The following is a 17,116-nucleotide window of genomic DNA, read 5'->3' as shown; positions in this document are numbered from 1 at the left end:
ATATGAGCAACTACCACTACATCTTCATTCATCCTGGCTATCCAGTCGACCCCATGATCGCGGACATCTCCACTGCCTGCGGCGTGACGTTGCGACCAGCAGAGGATGAATTCATAGACTTCAGTGCCCCTCTCGATCGAGCGGCGGTCGAAGTAGAGGTCGATCATGAATATGAAGAAGATCACGGGATTCCGTTCGAAAAATATGACTCGATGCTGACCGTTCGAGATTTCGATCGCGACATCGAGCGCCAGGAAGCTATTGCAAAACAGATCTTCCGCAATCTCGCCGATACCGGTAAGTACTCGCTTGTGCTCGTACTGGATCTCCAGAAATTGATCGACTCCGCCGGCCCCCCTCTCTGAAATCGCCCCCTTCGAGGATCGATGCACTCGCGCGCCATGTGCACATCTGGATCCACCCATGACGTCACATCGGGCCGTCGGGTTCCGCATATTGACCCACGACCCCCGTGCGCGAAGCCGCCGGTTTTCTTCCTCGCCAAGCAGATCTCTGGCGCCCTTTGGGGCGAGGCGGCACAGGAGGGGGAGGCGTAGACGCATGTGTCTCGGCGGTGGGCTCTCCGCTCTCCCCTGAGGCCATCGCCGAGACATGCGCAGCAGCCCGTCAGTACCTGTAGGCGTCCTCGTTCATCGACCAGATGAGGTCACCCCAGGTCGTGATGGGGTGATCGTCCATCTTGCTCAGGTAGTCGCCACAGGGGGTCTCGGCGTACGGCTTCGTCCACCTCTGCTCGTACTCATCGACGCTCCTAGCGGGCTTCGGACGCTTTGGCGGGTCGTGGTGCGCCTCGCCGCCGCAGCCCCCGAGCGCGATGGTCGCGGCAGCCACACCAAGCACCCAAGCAGCTCTGCTATTGCCCATCCGTGCCCCTGAGTCACGCGCCGTGCGCCCACGCTAGGTTCCCGCGGTCTCCGGCGGGGGCTTATCGGTCAACTGAGACGGAGAACGTCGAAGGGCCCCACCGCGAACGGTGGGGCCCTTCGACATCGTGCCCGGTGAGAGCACTGGCGGAGGATACGAGATTCGAACTCGTGAGGGGTTGCCCCCAACACGCTTTCCAAGCGTGCGCCCTAGGCCACTAGGCGAATCCTCCGCCGCAAACAATACAAGACGTTGGGGAGTGCTCGCGAACATGATCCGGGGGCGGGGTCCGGGAGGGGGTGGAGGAGGGGCGGGGTGGGGGACGGGTTCGTGGGTTGGGGGTGGGATCCGCTAGGGTGGGTCGCAGCCCCTCACGTGGCGCTATCTGACTGAACTCCCCCAGGGCCGGAAGGCAGCAAGGGTAGGTCGGCTCTGGCGGGTGCGTGAGGGGCGCTTGCGTTTGCGGGGCCCGGTGGATCGGGGCCGGTCGATTGTCGGTGGGGCCCGATATCGTCGTAAGCGTGTCGTCCCTTGCGCTGTACCGCCGCTACCGCCCCGAGACCTTCGCCGAGGTCATCGGGCAAGAGCACGTGACCGATCCGCTGCAGCAGGCGCTGCGGAACAACCGCGTCAACCACGCGTATCTGTTCAGCGGTCCGCGCGGCTGCGGCAAGACGACCAGTGCGCGGATCCTGGCCCGGTGCCTGAACTGTGAGGAAGGTCCCACTCCGACGCCCTGCGGGACGTGCCAGTCGTGCGTGGACCTGGCCAGGAACGGGCGGGGCTCGATCGATGTGATCGAGATCGACGCGGCGTCCCACGGTGGTGTCGACGACGCGCGTGAGCTGAGGGAGAAGGCGTTCTTCGGGCCGGCCGGCAGCCGGTACAAGATCTACATCATCGACGAGGCCCACATGGTCACGTCGGCGGGCTTCAACGCGCTGCTGAAGGTGGTCGAGGAGCCGCCGGAGCACCTGAAGTTCATCTTCGCCACGACCGAGCCCGAGAAGGTCATCGGGACGATCCGGTCGCGGACGCATCACTATCCCTTCCGGCTGGTGCCGCCGGGGACGCTGCGCGAGTACCTGGGACAGGTCTGCGGGCAGGAGGACATCCCGGTCGAGGACGGGGTGCTGCCGCTGGTCGTACGGGCCGGTGCCGGGTCCGTGCGTGACTCGATGTCGGTGATGGACCAGCTGCTCGCCGGGGCGGGCGCCGACGGTGTGACATATGCCATGGCCACGGCCCTGCTCGGGTACACCGACGGTTCGCTGCTGGACTCCATCGTGGAGGCGTTCGCCGCGGGGGACGGGGCGGCGGCGTTCGAGGTCGTGGACCGGGTCATCGAGGGCGGGAACGATCCGCGCCGGTTCGTGGCGGATCTGCTGGAGCGGTTGCGGGACCTGGTGATTCTGGCCGCGGTGCCGGATGCGGGGGAGAAGGGGCTGATCGACGCCCCCGCGGACGTCGTGGAGCGGATGACGGCGCAGGCCTCGGTGTTCGGGGCGGCGGAGCTGAGCCGCGCCGCCGACCTGGTCAACACGGGGCTGACGGAGATGCGCGGCGCGACCTCGCCGCGGCTCCAGCTGGAGCTGATCTGCGCGCGGGTGCTGCTCCCCGCGGCGTACGACGACGAGCGGTCGGTGCAGGCGCGGCTGGACCGTCTGGAGCGCGGCGCGGGCGCGGCGCTGCTGGGCGGTGCGGGTGCGGGCGGCCCCGGTGGCATGCCCGGCGGCCCCGGGGCGGGCCCCGGGGGTGCGGCGGTGCCCGTCGTGGCGTCCGGTGGCGGGCCCGCGGCCGGATACGTAGCCGGTCCGGAGGCGCATCCGCCGATGCCGGCCCCCGGCGGCCCGTCGGGGCCGGCTGCCGCGCGGGCCGCGGTACGGGGCACGGGGTCGGGCGCTGCTCCCTCGGCCCCTCCCGCTGCCCCCTCGGCTCCTCCTGCTGCTCCCTCTCCTGCTGCTGCCTCGGCGCCGGACGCCCCGGCTGCGGGGGGCGCGCAGGGCGGCGAGGGCGTGGCCCCGCAGGCCGGTGGGCCGGCCGATGGCCGTGAGGGTGGCCCGGCGCGGCCCGGTGCGTGGCCCGGAGGGACGGGCCGGGGCGGTGCGGGCACGGGTGCCGGCGCCGGTCCTGGTGGTGCCGCCTCCGGTGGTGCCGCCTCTGGTGCCCCGAGCGGCGCTGGTGCGGGCAACGGCGGCGGAGCCGGTGGCGGTGGTGCGGCGCGGCAGCCCGGGGGCTGGCCCACGGCCGTGGCGCCGGGGCAGGGCGGCGGTCAGGTGCCGGCGGCGCAGGCCGGCCGGACGCCCGCCGGGCCGCCGGCCGCGAGCGGCCCGTCCGGTGGCGTGCCCGGTGGGGCCTCAGGGCCCGGACCGCAGGCCGGGGGGCCGGCTCCGGGGGCGGCGCAGGGTGCCGCCCAGGTGCGCCAGATGTGGCCGGACATCCTGGATGCGGTGAAGGCCCGCCGACGCTTCACCTGGATCCTGCTGAGCCAGAACGCCCAGGTCTCCGGCTTCGACGGCACGACCCTGCAGATCGGCTTCCCCAATGCCGGAGCCCGCGACAGCTTCGCCAACGGCGGCAGCGAGGACGTGCTGAAGGACGTCCTGGCCGAGCGGTTCCAGGTGCAGTGGCGGGTCGAGGCGATCGTCGACCCGTCGGGCGGCGCGAATCCGCCGGCCGGTGGCGCGCCGCGGAGCGGGGGCGGCGGCTTCGGCGGTGCGCCGGCGCAGCCGTCCGTACCCCAGGCCCCGTCCTCGCAGGGCGGCCCGGCGGCGCCGGCGGCGTCCGGCGGGGCGTACGGCGGTTCGTACGGCCAGGGCGGCGGGCCGGCCGGTGGTCCCGGCGGCGGTGCCGGTGGTGGCACCGGCGGGGGCGGTCAGGGTGCCCGGATGGCGCGGGAGGCCGTGGCCCCGTCCGCGTCCGCGGGCGGCGCCCCGGGCGCATCCGCCGTGGAGCCCTCGTACACCCCCGAGCCCCCGCCGATGTCGATCGAGTACGACATGCCGGCCGAGGACGACCCCGACCTCGTGGACTCCGCGCTCAGCGGGCACGACCTCATCGTCCGCGAGCTGGGTGCGACGGTGATCGAGGAGTTCAACAACGAGTAGGACGGCGCCGCGTGGGCGGGGAAACGGGGGCAGGGACAGCAGGGCATACGGCAGCACATGCGGCAGCACGTACGGCATGACACGCGGCGGGAGGAGCGGTGCGTCAGGGGTCGTGACGGTGCGTGGCCGCGGAGGCGGACGTACACCGGACGTACACGTGTGCTCCTCCCTGCGGCGTAGGGCGCCGGGGCGTTGAAACACGTAGGCTCGGGCTACCGCACAATCGTTGTCGTATGGCAGGAGTCACGTCGTGATCCCCGGTGGTCAGCCCAATATGCAGCAGCTGCTCCAGCAGGCCCAGAAGATGCAGCAGGACCTTGCGGCCGCCCAGCAGGAGCTGGCGGAGACGCCCGTGGAGGGTTCCGCGGGCGGCGGCCTGGTCAAGGCGACGGTGACCGGCTCCGGTGAGCTCAAGGGCCTGGTCATCGACCCCAAGGCGGTCGACACCGACTCCGCGGAGGAGACGGCCGAGACGATCGCCGACCTCGTGCTCGCGGCGGTCCGGGACGCCAACGCCAAGGCCCAGCAGCTCCAGCAGCAGAAGCTCGGTCCGCTCGCCCAGGGTCTGGGTGGCGGCGGCATCCCCGGCCTCACTTTCTGAGGAATCCCCGGTCTCCCTTTCTGAGGAGTAGCCAACTAGCGTACGCAGCACGGCAGAAGAGAGAGAAGACGTTCCGTGTATGAAGGCGTGGTCCAGGACCTGATCGACGAGTTGGGCAGGCTGCCCGGCGTCGGTCCCAAGAGCGCGCAGCGGATCGCCTTCCACATCCTTCAGGCCGAGCCGACCGATGTCCGCCGGCTCGCGAACGCGCTGATGGAGGTCAAGGCGAAGGTCCGGTTCTGCAGCGTCTGCGGCAACGTGGCGCAGGAGGAGCAGTGCCGGGTCTGCCTGGACCCGCGGCGTGACCCGGCGGTCATCTGTGTCGTGGAGGAGCCCAAGGACGTCGTGGCGATCGAGCGGACCCGCGAGTTCCGCGGCCGCTACCACGTCCTCGGTGGCGCGATCAGCCCCATCGAGGGCGTCGGCCCCGACGACCTGCGGATACGGGAACTGCTGGCCAGGCTCGCGGACGGCACCGTCACGGAGCTGATCCTGGCCACCGACCCGAATCTCGAGGGCGAGGCCACGGCCACGTATCTGGCCCGCATGATCAAACCCATGGGTTTGAGGGTGACGCGACTGGCGAGCGGTCTGCCGGTCGGAGGCGATCTTGAGTATGCCGACGAGGTCACGCTCGGGCGGGCCTTCGAAGGGAGGAGACTTCTCGATGTCTGATGCCACGCTGCACAACGCGCGACAGAACCCGGACGACTTCGCCGTTTCGATCTCCGACTCGATCGAGAGCTTCATCGTCGCGGTCACGGAGGTCGCCAAGGGGGACGAGCCGGACAGCGCGGTGCCCTTCCTCCTCCTGGAGGTCTCCCAGCTGCTGCTCACCGGCGGCCGGCTGGGCGCGCACGAGGACATCGTCCCCGAGGAGCGCTACGAGCCGGACACCGGGCCGGAGCCCGATGTGGACGAGCTGCGGGAGCGTTTCGCCGTCCTGCTCGACCCGGTGGACGTGTACTCCGAGGTCTTCGACCCGTACGTGCCGCGCAGCGAGCCGGTGGCCTGCCGGATCTCGGACGACCTGGCGGACATCATCACCGACCTGCGGCACGGGCTGGCGCACTACCGCGCCGGGCGGATCGTCGAGGCGCTGTGGTGGTGGCAGTTCTCCTACCTGACCAACTGGGGGCCGACCGCCTCGGCCGCCCTGCGGGCGCTGCAGTCGCTGGTCGCCCACGTACGCCTGGACCAGCCGCTGGACGAGCTGGACGGGCTGGACACCGACAGCGGCGTCAACGGCGACGGTGACGAGGAGCGGCTCGCGGAGGAGGCCGGCAAGGTCATGGCGGCGGAGATCGCCGGGCCGCTGGGGCTGCGGGAGCTGCGGGGCACCTGAGCCCGGGAGTGGCGGGCTGCCGGGCCGGTGGCTGTGACCTGGGTTACCTTTCCGTGTGTACCGGCCCGTAGCGGGCATGTGCTCGCCGAGCGGGCGCGACGGTGCGCCACGCGGAACCGACCGGCGGGAGATCACGCGGTGGGCCGGGCGTCTCCCGACGTGCGGCACGGACGGTCCGTCTCACGGACGCGTCTCACCATGTGATAACGGCAGGGCGGACTCCGCTTGCTCGTTAGACTGAGCCGACCGCAGTACCCCCATGTTCCGGGGGTCCGGGAGGAAACTCCCGAAGAGACAGTTGCGAGGAGCGCACGTGGGCCTTGTCGTGCAGAAGTACGGCGGCTCATCCGTTGCGGATGCCGAGGGCATCAAGCGCGTTGCCAAGCGAATCGTCGAGGCCAAGAAGAACGGCAACCAGGTTGTCGTGGTGGTTTCGGCGATGGGCGACACGACGGACGAGCTGATCGATCTCGCGCAGGAAGTGTCCCCGATCCCGTCGGGGCGCGAGTTCGACATGCTGCTGACCGCCGGAGAGCGGATCTCCATGGCCCTGCTGGCGATGGCGATCAAAAACCTCGGTCACGAGGCGCAGTCCTTCACCGGTAGCCAGGCCGGTGTCATCACCGACTCCGTGCACAACAAGGCACGGATCATCGATGTCACCCCGGGCCGTATCCAGGCCTCCATCGACGAGGGCAACATCGCCATCGTCGCCGGCTTCCAGGGCGTGTCCCAGGACAAGAAGGACATCACCACGCTGGGGCGCGGTGGCTCGGACACCACCGCGGTGGCGCTGGCCGCCGCGCTGAACGCCGACGTCTGTGAGATCTACACCGATGTGGACGGTGTCTTCACCGCCGACCCCAGGGTCGTCAAGAAGGCCCGGAAGATCGACTGGATCTCCTTCGAGGACATGCTGGAGCTCGCCAGCTCCGGCTCCAAGGTGCTGCTGCACCGTTGCGTCGAGTACGCACGCCGTTACAACATCCCGATCCACGTCCGCTCGTCCTTCTCCGGGCTGCAGGGCACGTGGGTCAGCAACGAACCGCAAGGGGACCAGCCGATGGAGCAGGCAATCATCTCGGGCGTCGCACACGACACCTCCGAGGCGAAGGTCACGGTCGTCGGAGTCCCGGACAAGCCGGGCGAGGCCGCGCGCATCTTCCGTGCGATCGCGGACTCCGAGGTCAACATCGACATGGTCGTGCAGAACGTGTCCGCCGCGTCGACCGGTCTGACCGACATCTCCTTCACCCTCCCCAAGGCCGAGGGTCGCAAGGCCGTGGCGGCCCTGGAGAAGACCCGCGCCGCGGTGGGCTTCGACTCGCTGCGCTACGACGACCAGATCGCCAAGATCTCGCTGGTCGGCGCGGGCATGAAGACCAACCCGGGCGTCACCGCGACGTTCTTCGAGGCGCTGTCGAACGCCGACGTGAACATCGAGCTCATCTCGACCTCCGAGATCCGCATCTCGGTCGTCACCCGCGCCGATGACGTCAACGAGGCCGTGCGCGCCGTGCACACCGCGTTCGGTCTGGACTCGGAGAGCGACGAGGCCGTGGTCTATGGCGGCACCGGTCGATGATTCCGGCCGAGGCGGGCCGTCCGTCCCTCGCTGATACGGCGGGGGCACAGGCCCGCACGGCCCGGGAGCCGGCCGGCAAGCCGGATCTCGCCGTCGTCGGTGCCACCGGCGCCGTCGGCTCGGTCCTGCTCGGCATCCTGTCCGAGCGGGCCGACATCTGGGGCGAGATCCGGCTGATCGCTCCCCCAAGCCCTCCCCTGCGTTCGGGCAGGGGGGACCCGGGCCCGGTCGGCCGCAAGCTGACCGTACGGGGCGCGGAGGTGGAGGTCGTCCCGCTGAGCGAGGACGCCCTCGACGGCATCGACGTCGCGATGTTCGCCGTCCCCGACGAGGTCGCCGCGCAGTGGGCGCCGGTCGCGGTGTCCAAGGGCGCGGTGGTCATCGACTCCTCGCGCGCGTTCCGGCGGGACCCGGACGTGCCGCTGGTCGTCCCCGAGATCAACGCGCACAGGGCACGGGTGCGCCCGCGCGGCATCCTCGCCGGCCCCGGCTGCACCACCCTCGCGATGATCGTCGCACTCGGTGCGCTGCACGCCGAGTACGGACTGAGCGAGCTGATCGTCTCCTCGTACCACGCCGCCTCCGCGGCCGGCCGGGCCGGCGCCGAGACGCTGCGGGCCCAGCTGGCCGCGGTGTCCGGTACGGACCTGGGAGCCGCGCCCGGTGACGTACGGCGGGCCGTCGGCGACACCCTGGGGCCGTTCCCGGCGCCGCTCGCGCTCAACGTCGTGCCCTGGGCCGGCACGCTCCAGGAGGACGGCTGGTCCTCGGAGGAGCTCGACGTCCGTCACGAGTCCCGCAAGGTCCTCGGACTGCCGGACCTGCCGGTCGCCGCGACCTGCGTGCGGGTCCCGGTGCTCACGACCCACTCGCTGACCGTCCACGCCCGTTTCGAGAACGAGGTCACGGTCGGCGGCGCCCACGAGATCCTGGCGGCGGCCCCCGGCGTCGTGCTGTGCGACGCCCCCGAGGAGGACGAATACCCCACCCCGTCCGACGTCGTCGGCACGGACCCGACGTGGGTCGGACGCGTGCGGCGCTCCCTGGACGATCCGCGGGCGCTGGAACTGTTCGTGTGCGGCGACAACCTCCGCAAGGGCGCGGCTCTGAACACCGCCCAGATCGGGGAGTTGGTGGCGGGGGAACTGCGGGAGACGCGGGGGGCTCGGGCGGAGCGGGGCGCGCGGGGCTCGGACCGAGGGGGTTGTCAGTCGGCCCGGTGAGGGTTGTTGGTCGGCCCAGGGGGGGCGTTGGTCGGCTGTGTGGAGGGGTGAGTTGGCGGGATTGGCCGTGGCGGGCCGACCGTCTGGGGGATACTTTGATGGACGTGTGAAGATCCTGTGAGCGAATCGCTGGTCCGTACCTCTTGATCTGGGCTGACGATCTGTTCGACCATTCGCTCCCCGCCACACTGCAACCGGCAGTTCGGCGGGGAGCGTCTTTGTGGCCATCCCGAGGGGTGGTCCGGGATGCCTGCGGGTCTGCGCATGTGAGCCCCCGGGTGTCGGGGCGAACTCATCTGGATAAATGGGGCATTCGGGAAGAGCTGGTACGCATGAGGGCATTTGATGCATCGTCAAAAGCGGTGCCTTGCGCGTACAACCCTTATGGGGGGAAGCGTGTCCAACAGGCGTGGCAGAGGTACTCGGATTCACCATCGCCCCGGCGGGCGCGGCAGGCGCGGCAGTGCGTCCGCAGCGGCCCCGTGCAGTCGGGGGCATGCCAGTGATCGCGCCCTGGCCCACCACGCGTCCCGCGCAGATTCCTTCTCAGCGTGGGGACACTGACGACGCGATGGCCGTGGGCACCACAGTCGACCACCTCACCGAGACCTACCGCGCGCACTACCGCTCCCTGCTCGGTCTCGCCGCGCTGCTCCTCGACGACACCGCCTCCTGCGAGGACGTCGTACAGGAAGCCTTCATCCGGGTGCACTCCGCGCGCGGTCGGGTGCGCGACCCCGAGAAGACCCTCGCCTACCTCCGGCAGACGGTCGTCAACCTCTCGCGCTCCGCACTGCGCCGCCGCATCCTCGGCCTCAAGCTGCTCTCCAAGCCGATGCCCGACATGGCCAGCGCGGAGGAGGGCGCCTACGACCTGCTGGAGCGGGACCAGCTGATCAAGGCGATGCGCGGGCTGCAGCGCCGCCAGCGCGAGGTGCTGGTGCTGCGCTATTTCGCCGATATGACCGAGGCGCAGGTGGCGCAGACGCTGGGCATATCGCTCGGCTCGGTCAAGGCGTACGGGTCGCGGGGCATCGCGGCGCTCCGCGTCGCGATGGAGGCTCCGGCATGAGTGGCAACAGGTACGGCCGGTACGGGCCGTTGGGCACGGGTTCTCCGGGGGGCGCGGCTGGGGCGTGGGGGTCGGTCGGGCCGGCTGGTCCGGGCGGTGCTGATGTGGGTCCGGGTGGCGTGGCCGGCGGGCGCGCGGTCCCGGGCTGGGCGGCGGGGTGTGCCGGGGTGGACGACGCCTCGTACCGCACGCGCGGCGCGTCGGGCCATGGGCCGCAGGGGCTCTACCTCGTACGCGAGGCGCAGGACGGCGGTCCGGGCGAGGCCCAGGGGCTTCGTGGGGGTCATGGGGCCCGCGATATCTGCGGGAGCCGTGAAGCCCGCGAGAGTCATGAGTACGACCGGGGAGTGCGGGACCGTGAGACGCGGGCCCGTGAGACTGAGGCGGGGGAGGCCCGGCCCCGTGGTGGCGAGGCGGGGGAGAGCCGGTCCCGTGGGGGCGAGACCGGTGGTACCCGCTCCCGTGGGGGCGAGGCCCGCGAAACCCGCTCCCGTGGGGGCGTCCGCGACAACGATGCCCAAGCCGGCGGAGCGTTCGACGGCTCGGCCTCCGCGGTTCCGGCCTCTGCCGGTTCTGCCTCCGGGGGCAGTGGTGACGACGGTGACGGGGACGACCACGGGCGCAGCCATCCCACCGGCGGCGGCTTCGGTGGCGGCTTCGGCGACGAGGACGACCTGAGGCGCCTCCTGCAGTCCAGCGTCGACGGCCTCGAACCGTCCCCGGACGCCCTGGACCACCTGCGCCGCGCCGTACCTGCCCGACGCCAGCGCCGTCGGCACGCCGTCGTCGGTGCGGCCGCCGCACTGCTGCTCGGCGGTACGTCGATCCCCGCCATGCTGCACGTCGCGAATCTCGCCGACGGCTCCCCCGACCGGCCCGCCAACGCCGCGAACAGCCAGCGCGCCCACGACGCCGACGGGGGTACGCACGGCGAGGGCACCGAGCAGGCCGGGCCGCGCCCGACCGACCAGGGTGGCGCCAAGCCGGGCGGCGGGCAACCCGCGGGCAAGGGCAAGGCGAAGGAGAAGAACGGCGCCGGCCACGGCCCGGGTGCCGGAACCCCCGCCCCCGACGAGACCATGGACGTCACCTCGCCGGTCTGCGCGCGCGATCAGCTCGGCCAGGGAACGAGCAAGGTCGGCCCGGCGGACGCCGACGGCCGCGTCTACGGTGCGTTCCGGGTGGTCAACACGTCCGCCACGCCCTGTTCCGTCCAGGGCGGCGGCGTCGTCGTGGCTTCCGCGCAGGGGTCCACGAATCCCGACCACATCCATGTGGTCGACCACACCTCGGGCGACGAGGCCACCGGTCTGCCCGATCCGGCCACCACCCCCGACCAGCTGGTCCTCAAGCCGGGCGAGGCGTACGAGGTCAAGTTCGCCTGGATCCCGCAGGCCGGCGGCGGCCCGACCGGGTGCGTCAACCCGGGGCCCTCGCCCACTCCCGACCCCTCCAAGGACCCGGGGCAGTCCCCGGACGCGGGGGCCACGACGGGCACGGACACCGGCGGTCAGGCGGGTGGCGACGACGGCGGTGCCGGCGGTGGCGGCGCCGCGCCGGGAGGGATCGTTCTCAGCCATACGCCGGAGGCCGGCGAGCCCGCCGCAACCGACGCCAAGATCGCCGACGCCTGCGCCGGAACGGTCTACCGCACGGAGGCCGTGGCGGCCGAGTAGGGGCCGTGGTGGCGTAGGGGCCGGGGGACGTCAGCGTGGGGTGCGGCGCTCCGACGGTCCGTTGAGGGGGCCGCGAGCGGGGCGGTGAGCGGAGCCGCGAGGGGGCGGTGAGGCCTCGCGGTGCGGGCCCCGTACCGTTGATGGGGTGTACCGGTTCCTGCTGACCCCGCGGTGGTGGGGAATCAACGTCTTCGCCGTACTGGCGATTCCCTTCTGCATCTTCATGGGCAGCTGGCAGCTGAGCCGTTTCGAGGACCGCGTCGACACCCACCGGCAGCAGGAGGACCGCTCGGCCCAGGCGAAGGCCGCGGCCGCCCGGCCCCTCGACAGCCTGCTGCCCGTCGACAAGGTGACCTCCGGACGCCAGGCCAGCGCCCGCGGGCACTACGACACCGAGCACCAACTGCTCGTACCGGACCGCACGCTGAAGGACAAGCACGGCGAGCGGCAGGGCTTCTACGTCCTCACCCTCCTGCGCACGGACCACGGCAAGGCGCTCCCGGTCGTACGCGGCTGGCTGCCCGGTGACGCCGATGCGAAGGCCGACACGGCGAAGGTGCCCGCACCGCCCAGGGGCGAGGTGACGGTCACCGGCGCGCTGCAGGCCTCCGAGAACCAGGGCACCGACGGCGTCCAGGCGGGCGGCGGATTGCCGCACGGTCAGCTCGGCATGATCAGCGCGGCGTCGCTGGTCAACATCGTGCAGTACGACGTCTATGACGCCTGGATCACTCAGACCGACCCGCAGGCCCCGCTGCAGCCCGTCCCGCCGGCCGCCGCCGAGGGCAGCGGCCTGGACCTCAAGGCCTTCCAGAACCTCGGCTACACCGGCGAGTGGTTCGTCTTCGCCGGCTTCGTGGTCTTCATGTGGTTCCGCCTCTTCCGTCGCGATGCCGAAACCGCCAAGGACGCAGCACTGGGCCTTCTTCCGGAGGCGGACGAGACGACGGACGGGCCGGCTGGGAAGGCGGATGCGCCGGTTGGGGCGGAGGATGTGCCGGCTGGTGCTCCGGGTGTGGCGGCTGAGGCGGTGGACGGGCCGGCCGGGGCGGGGGACGGGCTGACTGGCCAGGAACGGGGCGGGGCTGCGGGAGTGGGGCGGGGCTGACGGGCTCGGCGGCTGCTCCCCCCGGGGGGCCGCCCCCGCCCCCGCCCCCGCCCCGCCCCACCCCTCCCACCCCACCCGGTCGCGGGTCCGGTCCGACCCGCAGCCTGCAATCGGTACCTGCAACGACATTGCACCTGGTCAGAGGCCGTACGACCGTTGTAGCCGCAATGGAATCGGTGTGCCACGGTAGCCCCATGGCAGGCAACCGCACCCCCTCGCCACGACCTGGCCACACCCACCCGCACAGCCATGACCACGCTCACCCTCCGCGCGCCGGTGAAGGCCATGGCGAGGGCCCCGCCCACCCGGCGGACGGGCATGGCGACGGCCCGCCGCACCCCGCAACGCACGGGCCTGCCGGCCACCCACACGGGCACCGTCACGGCCCCGGCACTGGCTCCCTACATTCCGGCTCCCACAGCACCCACGGCCACACTGCCAGCCACTCCCACCCCCACCTCACGTCACCGCGCGGGCGCTGGGGGCGAGTGCGGCATCAGATTGGTCATCTGCTCACCCCGCACAGCCATGCGGCCGCGGACAAGGTGGATGCCGCGATGGAGACTTCCCGGGAGGGCATGCGCACGCTGTGGCTCTCGCTCGGGATCCTTGGGGCGACCGGGCTGGTCCAGGCGGTCATCGTCACGCTGTCGGGCTCGGTGGCACTGCTCGGTGACACCCTCCACAACGCCGCGGACGCCCTGACCGCTGTACCCCTCGGCATCGCCTTCGTGCTCGGCCGCCGTGCGGCGAACCGCCGCTACACCTACGGCTACGGCCGCGCCGAGGACCTCGCCGGTATCGCCATCGTTCTCACCATCGCCGCCTCCTCCCTGCTGGCCGCTTACGAGGCCGTTGACCGCCTGCTGCACCCCCGTGACGTGACCCATCTCGGGGCGGTGGCCGTGGCCGCCGTCGTCGGGTTCCTCGGTAACGAATGGGTGGCCCGCTACCGCATCCGCACCGGCCGCAAGATCGGCTCCGCGGCCCTGGTCGCCGACGGGCTGCACGCCCGCACCGACGGTTTCACCTCCCTCGCCGTCCTCCTCGGTGCCGGAGGCGCAGCTCTCGGCTGGCGCCTTGCCGACCCCTTCATCGGTCTGCTGATCACTGCCGCGATCCTCGTCGTCCTGCGCGACGCGGCCCGCGAGGTCTACCGGCGGCTGATGGACTCCGTCGATCCCGAGCTGCTCGACACCGCGGAGACCGCCCTGCGCACGGTGGCCGGGGTCCGTGGCGTGGGCCAGGTCCGCATGCGCTGGATCGGTCACACGCTGCGTGCCGAGGCCGACATCGTCGTCGACTCCCGGCTGACCGTGGTGCAGGCCCACGCCCTCGCCGTCGCCGCCGAGCACGCACTCATCCACGCGGTCCCCCGGCTCACCGCCGCGACCGTGCACACCGATCACACGACCGAGGGCACCGGGATCACCGACCCGCATGCCGCCCTCGCCCATCACGCGGTGGCCTGAGAGGGGAACCGCTGCCGGTCAGGCGGTCCGGCTCCGGGCGGTCAGGTAGCGCTGGGTGAAGTCGAGTTCCAGGCGTATCTGCTTGATGCGTTCCTCGACGACGAGGGAGCCGTGGCCCGCGTCGTAGCGGTAGACCTCGTGCGGGTGGCTGCGCTGTTCCAGGCGCTGGACGTAGTTCTCCACCTGCCGGATCGGGCAGCGCGGGTCGTTGACGCCGGCGGAGATGTAGACCGGGGCCCGCACCGCGTCCACGTACGTCAGGGGGGACGAGGCCTCGAAGCGCTCCGGGACCTCCTCGGGGGTGCCGCCCAGGAGGGTGCGGTCCATGGCCTTGAGGGCTTCCATCTCGTCGTTGTACGCCGTGACGTAGTCCGCCACCGGTACTGCCGCGAGGCCCAGGGCCCAGGCCTCCGGCTGGGTGCCGAGTCCCAGCAGGGTGAGGTAGCCACCCCATGAGCCGCCGGACAGGACCAGCTGTTCCGGGTCCGCCAGGCCGGAGCTGACCGCCCACTCGCGCACCGCGGCGATGTCCTCGAGCTCGATCAGTCCGACGCGGTGCTTGAGGGCGTCCGTCCAGGCGCGGCCGTAGCCCGTCGAGCCGCGGTAGTTGACGCGGACGACCGCGAAGCCGTGGTCGACCCACGCCGCCGGGGACGAGGCGAAGGCATCGCTGTCGTGCCAGGTCGGGCCGCCGTGGATGTCGAACACCGTCGGGAAGGGCCCGTCGCCCGCAGGCTGCTGCACCAGCGCGTGGATACGGCCGCCGGGGCCTTCCACCCAGACGTCCCGCACCGGCACCGACCCGGGCGCCTTCATGCCGGGCGGGTCCAGCACGACCGCACCGCTCGTCGAGCGCACCTCCGGGGGCTGCGCGGCCGACGACCACAGGAACTCGACCGTTCCGTCCGGCCGTGCCGTCGAGCCCGAGACCGTGCCGGCCGGGGTGTCGACGCGGGTCAGTATCGCGCCCGTCGGCTCCTCTCCGAGGTCGTACCGCCACAGCTCGCTCCGGGCCTGGTACTCGTGCTCCACGAGGAGTGCCGAGCCGTCCGGGTACCAGTCGGCGCCGACGTCTCCCGGGAGGTCGATCTCCAGGGCCGTCTCCTTGCCGGTCAGCGGGTCCCAGATCATCGGCTCCCAGCGGCCCCGGCGCTGGTGCCCGACCAGCAGCCGGGAGTCACCGTCCACCGGTGCGAAGCCCAGCACCGACAGGCCCAGCTCCTCGGTGCCGCCGTTGGTGTCGTCCAGCTCGGCGACCAAGGAGCCGTCGGGCCGGACGACGCGGATCGCGGAGTGCATCGCGTCGCCGTGCTCGGTGTGCTCGATGGCGATCAGTGAGCCGTCGTGCGCGAGATCGCCGACGCCCGCCGACTCGCGGTGGCGGTAGATCTCCACCGGGGGCTCTCCCGGGCGTACGACGTGGATCGTCGAGCCGTCGTCGTCCGTGGAGCGGCCGACGATCGCGGTGCCGTCGCGGCCGATGGCCAGGCCGCCCGGATAGGAGGGGGCGAGCCCAGGGGTGGCCGGCTCGTCCGGGCCGCCGGCGAACGGCTGCCGCATCCAGACGCCGAACTCGTCCCCGTCGGTGTCCGAGAACCACCAGATCCATTCGCCGTCCGGCGAGAGCGTCCCGTCCGTCGTGCCGTTCGGCCGGTCCGTGGCCTGCCGCTGGGCGCCGGTCGCCCGGTCCCAGGCGTACAGCTCGAAGGTGCCGGTGGCGTTCGAGACGAACAGGGAGCGGTGCGGGGCGTCCTCGGCCCAGTCCGGCAGCCCGATCCGCGGGGCGCGGAAGCGCTTCTCCCAGGGGGGCATGTCCGCGGTGTCCGTCTTCGGCGAGCCGGCCGGGTCAGGTGTCGACGCTCCCGGGCCCGTTATGGGGTCGGCCGAGCCCGTCAGCGTCCCGGAGGAGCGGTCGGAGCGGTCGGGGCCGCCCGAGGAAGGGGCCGGGGCGGGGGAGCGGTCGGGGCCTGCGGTCGTCTCGTCAGTCATGGGCCCATTCTGCGCCCGGCGCTCGAAATGCGTTGGCGAGGGCCGCAACCCTGTGGATAACTTCGCGATATGCGAAGAAACACCGGCCCCGACGACTGGCGGGAGACCAATCGCGCGAGGTGGGACGAGCGGGTGGCCATCCACACCGCGAGCGATTTTTACGACCGGGAGCGTTTCCGCCGGGACCGGGACGTGCTCCGCGACTTCGAGACCGCGGAGGTCGGAGACGTCACCGGCCGGTCCCTGCTCCACCTCCAGTGCCACTTCGGGCAGGACACGCTTTCCTGGGCGCACCGCGGCGCCGCCCGCGTCGTCGGCCTGGACTTCTCCGAACCGGCCGTGGAGGCCGCCCGCGAGCTCGCCGCCGAACTCGGCTACGGCCCGGACCGGGCGGCCTTCGTCGCCGCCGATGTCTATGACGCCGTCGAAGCCGTCCCCGACGCGTCGTACGACATCGTCTACACCGGTATCGGGGCTCTGAACTGGCTGCCGGACGTGGAGCGCTGGGCCGACACCGCTGCCTCGCTCGTCGCGCCCGGAGGTTTCCTCTACCTCGCCGAGTTCCACCCGCTGACCGACAGCCTCGACGACGAGGCCGGCGCACGGATCGTCCACGACTACTTCAGCCGTGATGCCTGGGTCGACGAAGTGCCCGGTACGTACACGGACTTCGAGGCGCCGACGGTCAACAACCGCAGTGTCGAATGGCAGCATCCGCTCGGTGACGTCGTCTCCGCAGTGGCCGGTGCCGGCCTGCGCATCGACTTCCTGCACGAGCACGACATGACCATGTACCAGCGGTTCGCCGCACTACGGCGGGGCGACGACGGGTACTACCGCTTTCCCGGGGACCGTCCCCGCGTTCCCCTCATGTACTCGTTGCGGGCCAGTCGTCCTCGTTGAGGTGCGTTCGGTCCGGCCCGTCAGTCCGGGCCCCGGGGGTGGTGCCGTTCGTCCGTACCGCCCCCGGCTAGTGTGTCGGACCGGTCCCGGCCGGTCAGGCGGCGACGACGGGCACCGACGCAGAACGCAGCACACGCAAAACATCGCAAA

General features: G+C 71.6%; 14 protein-coding genes, 1 tRNA gene and 1 other RNA gene. 13 read left to right on the top strand and 3 right to left on the bottom strand.

Annotation, left to right across the window (positions count from 1 at the left end; translation table 11 throughout):
• Positions 1 to 2 precede the first annotated feature (2 nt).
• Positions 3 to 365 carry a hypothetical protein gene (locus ACZ7MX_RS29160; RefSeq protein ID WP_472136258.1) on the top strand — a complete coding sequence of 121 codons (363 nt, stop codon included), beginning with the start codon at positions 3 to 5 and terminating at the stop codon, positions 363 to 365.
• A gap of 262 nt (positions 366 to 627) precedes the next feature.
• On the opposite strand, the gene ACZ7MX_RS29155 is transcribed toward ACZ7MX_RS29160, so the two are convergent.
• Positions 628 to 852, bottom strand: a complete 225-nt coding sequence (locus tag ACZ7MX_RS29155; protein ID WP_472136257.1) for a hypothetical protein — start codon at positions 850 to 852, stop codon at positions 628 to 630.
• A 177-nt stretch (positions 853 to 1,029) separates the two neighbouring features.
• Positions 1,030 to 1,117: transfer RNA gene (locus tag ACZ7MX_RS29150), tRNA-Ser, on the bottom strand.
• Positions 1,118 to 1,247: 130 nt separating this feature from the next.
• On the opposite strand from ACZ7MX_RS29150, the gene ffs reads away from it, so the two are divergent.
• The 11 genes from ffs to ACZ7MX_RS29095 all read left to right on the top strand — a co-directional run bounded on the left by ffs (position 1,248) and on the right by ACZ7MX_RS29095 (position 14,074).
• An RNA gene (gene ffs, locus ACZ7MX_RS29145) (signal recognition particle sRNA small type) lies at positions 1,248 to 1,346 on the top strand.
• A 60-nt stretch (positions 1,347 to 1,406) separates the two neighbouring features.
• Positions 1,407 to 3,992: a DNA polymerase III subunit gamma and tau gene (locus tag ACZ7MX_RS29140; protein ID WP_472136255.1), complete on the top strand. Its 2,586-nt coding sequence runs from the start codon at positions 1,407 to 1,409 to the stop codon at positions 3,990 to 3,992.
• A 250-nt stretch (positions 3,993 to 4,242) separates the two neighbouring features.
• Positions 4,243 to 4,593, top strand: coding sequence for a YbaB/EbfC family nucleoid-associated protein (locus tag ACZ7MX_RS29135; protein WP_078866577.1), 351 nt, complete (start codon positions 4,243 to 4,245; stop codon positions 4,591 to 4,593).
• Between the two features lie 75 nt (positions 4,594 to 4,668).
• Complete coding sequence (recR, locus tag ACZ7MX_RS29130) at positions 4,669 to 5,268, top strand: recombination mediator RecR (RefSeq protein WP_006604196.1); 600 nt, start codon at positions 4,669 to 4,671, stop codon at positions 5,266 to 5,268.
• The gene (locus ACZ7MX_RS29125) at positions 5,261 to 5,938 is read left to right on the top strand and encodes a DUF5063 domain-containing protein (RefSeq protein ID WP_362137283.1); all 678 of its coding nucleotides are present in this window, start codon (positions 5,261 to 5,263) and stop codon (positions 5,936 to 5,938) included. Before recR ends, ACZ7MX_RS29125 begins: the two co-directional genes overlap by 8 nt.
• Before the next feature lie 313 nt (positions 5,939 to 6,251).
• Positions 6,252 to 7,523 carry an aspartate kinase gene (locus tag ACZ7MX_RS29120; protein ID WP_030813352.1) on the top strand — a complete coding sequence of 424 codons (1,272 nt, stop codon included), beginning with the start codon at positions 6,252 to 6,254 and terminating at the stop codon, positions 7,521 to 7,523.
• On the top strand, positions 7,520 to 8,746 hold the full coding sequence (locus ACZ7MX_RS29115; RefSeq protein WP_472136252.1) for an aspartate-semialdehyde dehydrogenase: 1,227 nt from the start codon (positions 7,520 to 7,522) through the stop codon (positions 8,744 to 8,746). Before ACZ7MX_RS29120 ends, ACZ7MX_RS29115 begins: the two co-directional genes overlap by 4 nt.
• A 409-nt stretch (positions 8,747 to 9,155) precedes the next feature.
• Positions 9,156 to 9,818 carry a SigE family RNA polymerase sigma factor gene (locus ACZ7MX_RS29110; protein WP_199812566.1) on the top strand — a complete coding sequence of 221 codons (663 nt, stop codon included), beginning with the start codon at positions 9,156 to 9,158 and terminating at the stop codon, positions 9,816 to 9,818.
• Positions 9,819 to 9,985: 167 nt separating this feature from the next.
• Positions 9,986 to 11,494, top strand: coding sequence for a hypothetical protein (locus tag ACZ7MX_RS29105; protein WP_472136250.1), 1,509 nt, complete (start codon positions 9,986 to 9,988; stop codon positions 11,492 to 11,494).
• Between the two features lie 145 nt (positions 11,495 to 11,639).
• On the top strand, positions 11,640 to 12,602 hold the full coding sequence (locus ACZ7MX_RS29100; protein ID WP_472136248.1) for an SURF1 family protein: 963 nt from the start codon (positions 11,640 to 11,642) through the stop codon (positions 12,600 to 12,602).
• Between the two features lie 194 nt (positions 12,603 to 12,796).
• Complete coding sequence (locus ACZ7MX_RS29095) at positions 12,797 to 14,074, top strand: cation diffusion facilitator family transporter (RefSeq protein ID WP_472136246.1); 1,278 nt, start codon at positions 12,797 to 12,799, stop codon at positions 14,072 to 14,074.
• A gap of 18 nt (positions 14,075 to 14,092) precedes the next feature.
• Here ACZ7MX_RS29095 and ACZ7MX_RS29090 read toward each other — a convergent pair whose 3' ends face one another.
• A complete protein-coding gene (locus ACZ7MX_RS29090) occupies positions 14,093 to 15,886 on the bottom strand; it encodes a S9 family peptidase (RefSeq protein ID WP_472136301.1) in 1,794 nt (597 codons plus the stop codon).
• 246 nt (positions 15,887 to 16,132) lie between these two features.
• On the opposite strand from ACZ7MX_RS29090, the gene ACZ7MX_RS29085 reads away from it, so the two are divergent.
• Entirely contained in the window at positions 16,133 to 16,966 is an 834-nt protein-coding gene (locus ACZ7MX_RS29085) for a class I SAM-dependent methyltransferase (RefSeq protein WP_472136244.1), read from the top strand.
• Positions 16,967 to 17,116 lie beyond the last annotated feature (150 nt).

The organism is Streptomyces sp. NPDC107765 (assembly GCF_055657085.1).
Note: the sequence above shows the minus strand (reverse complement) of the source record. Positions and strands in the feature narration are given on the sequence as shown.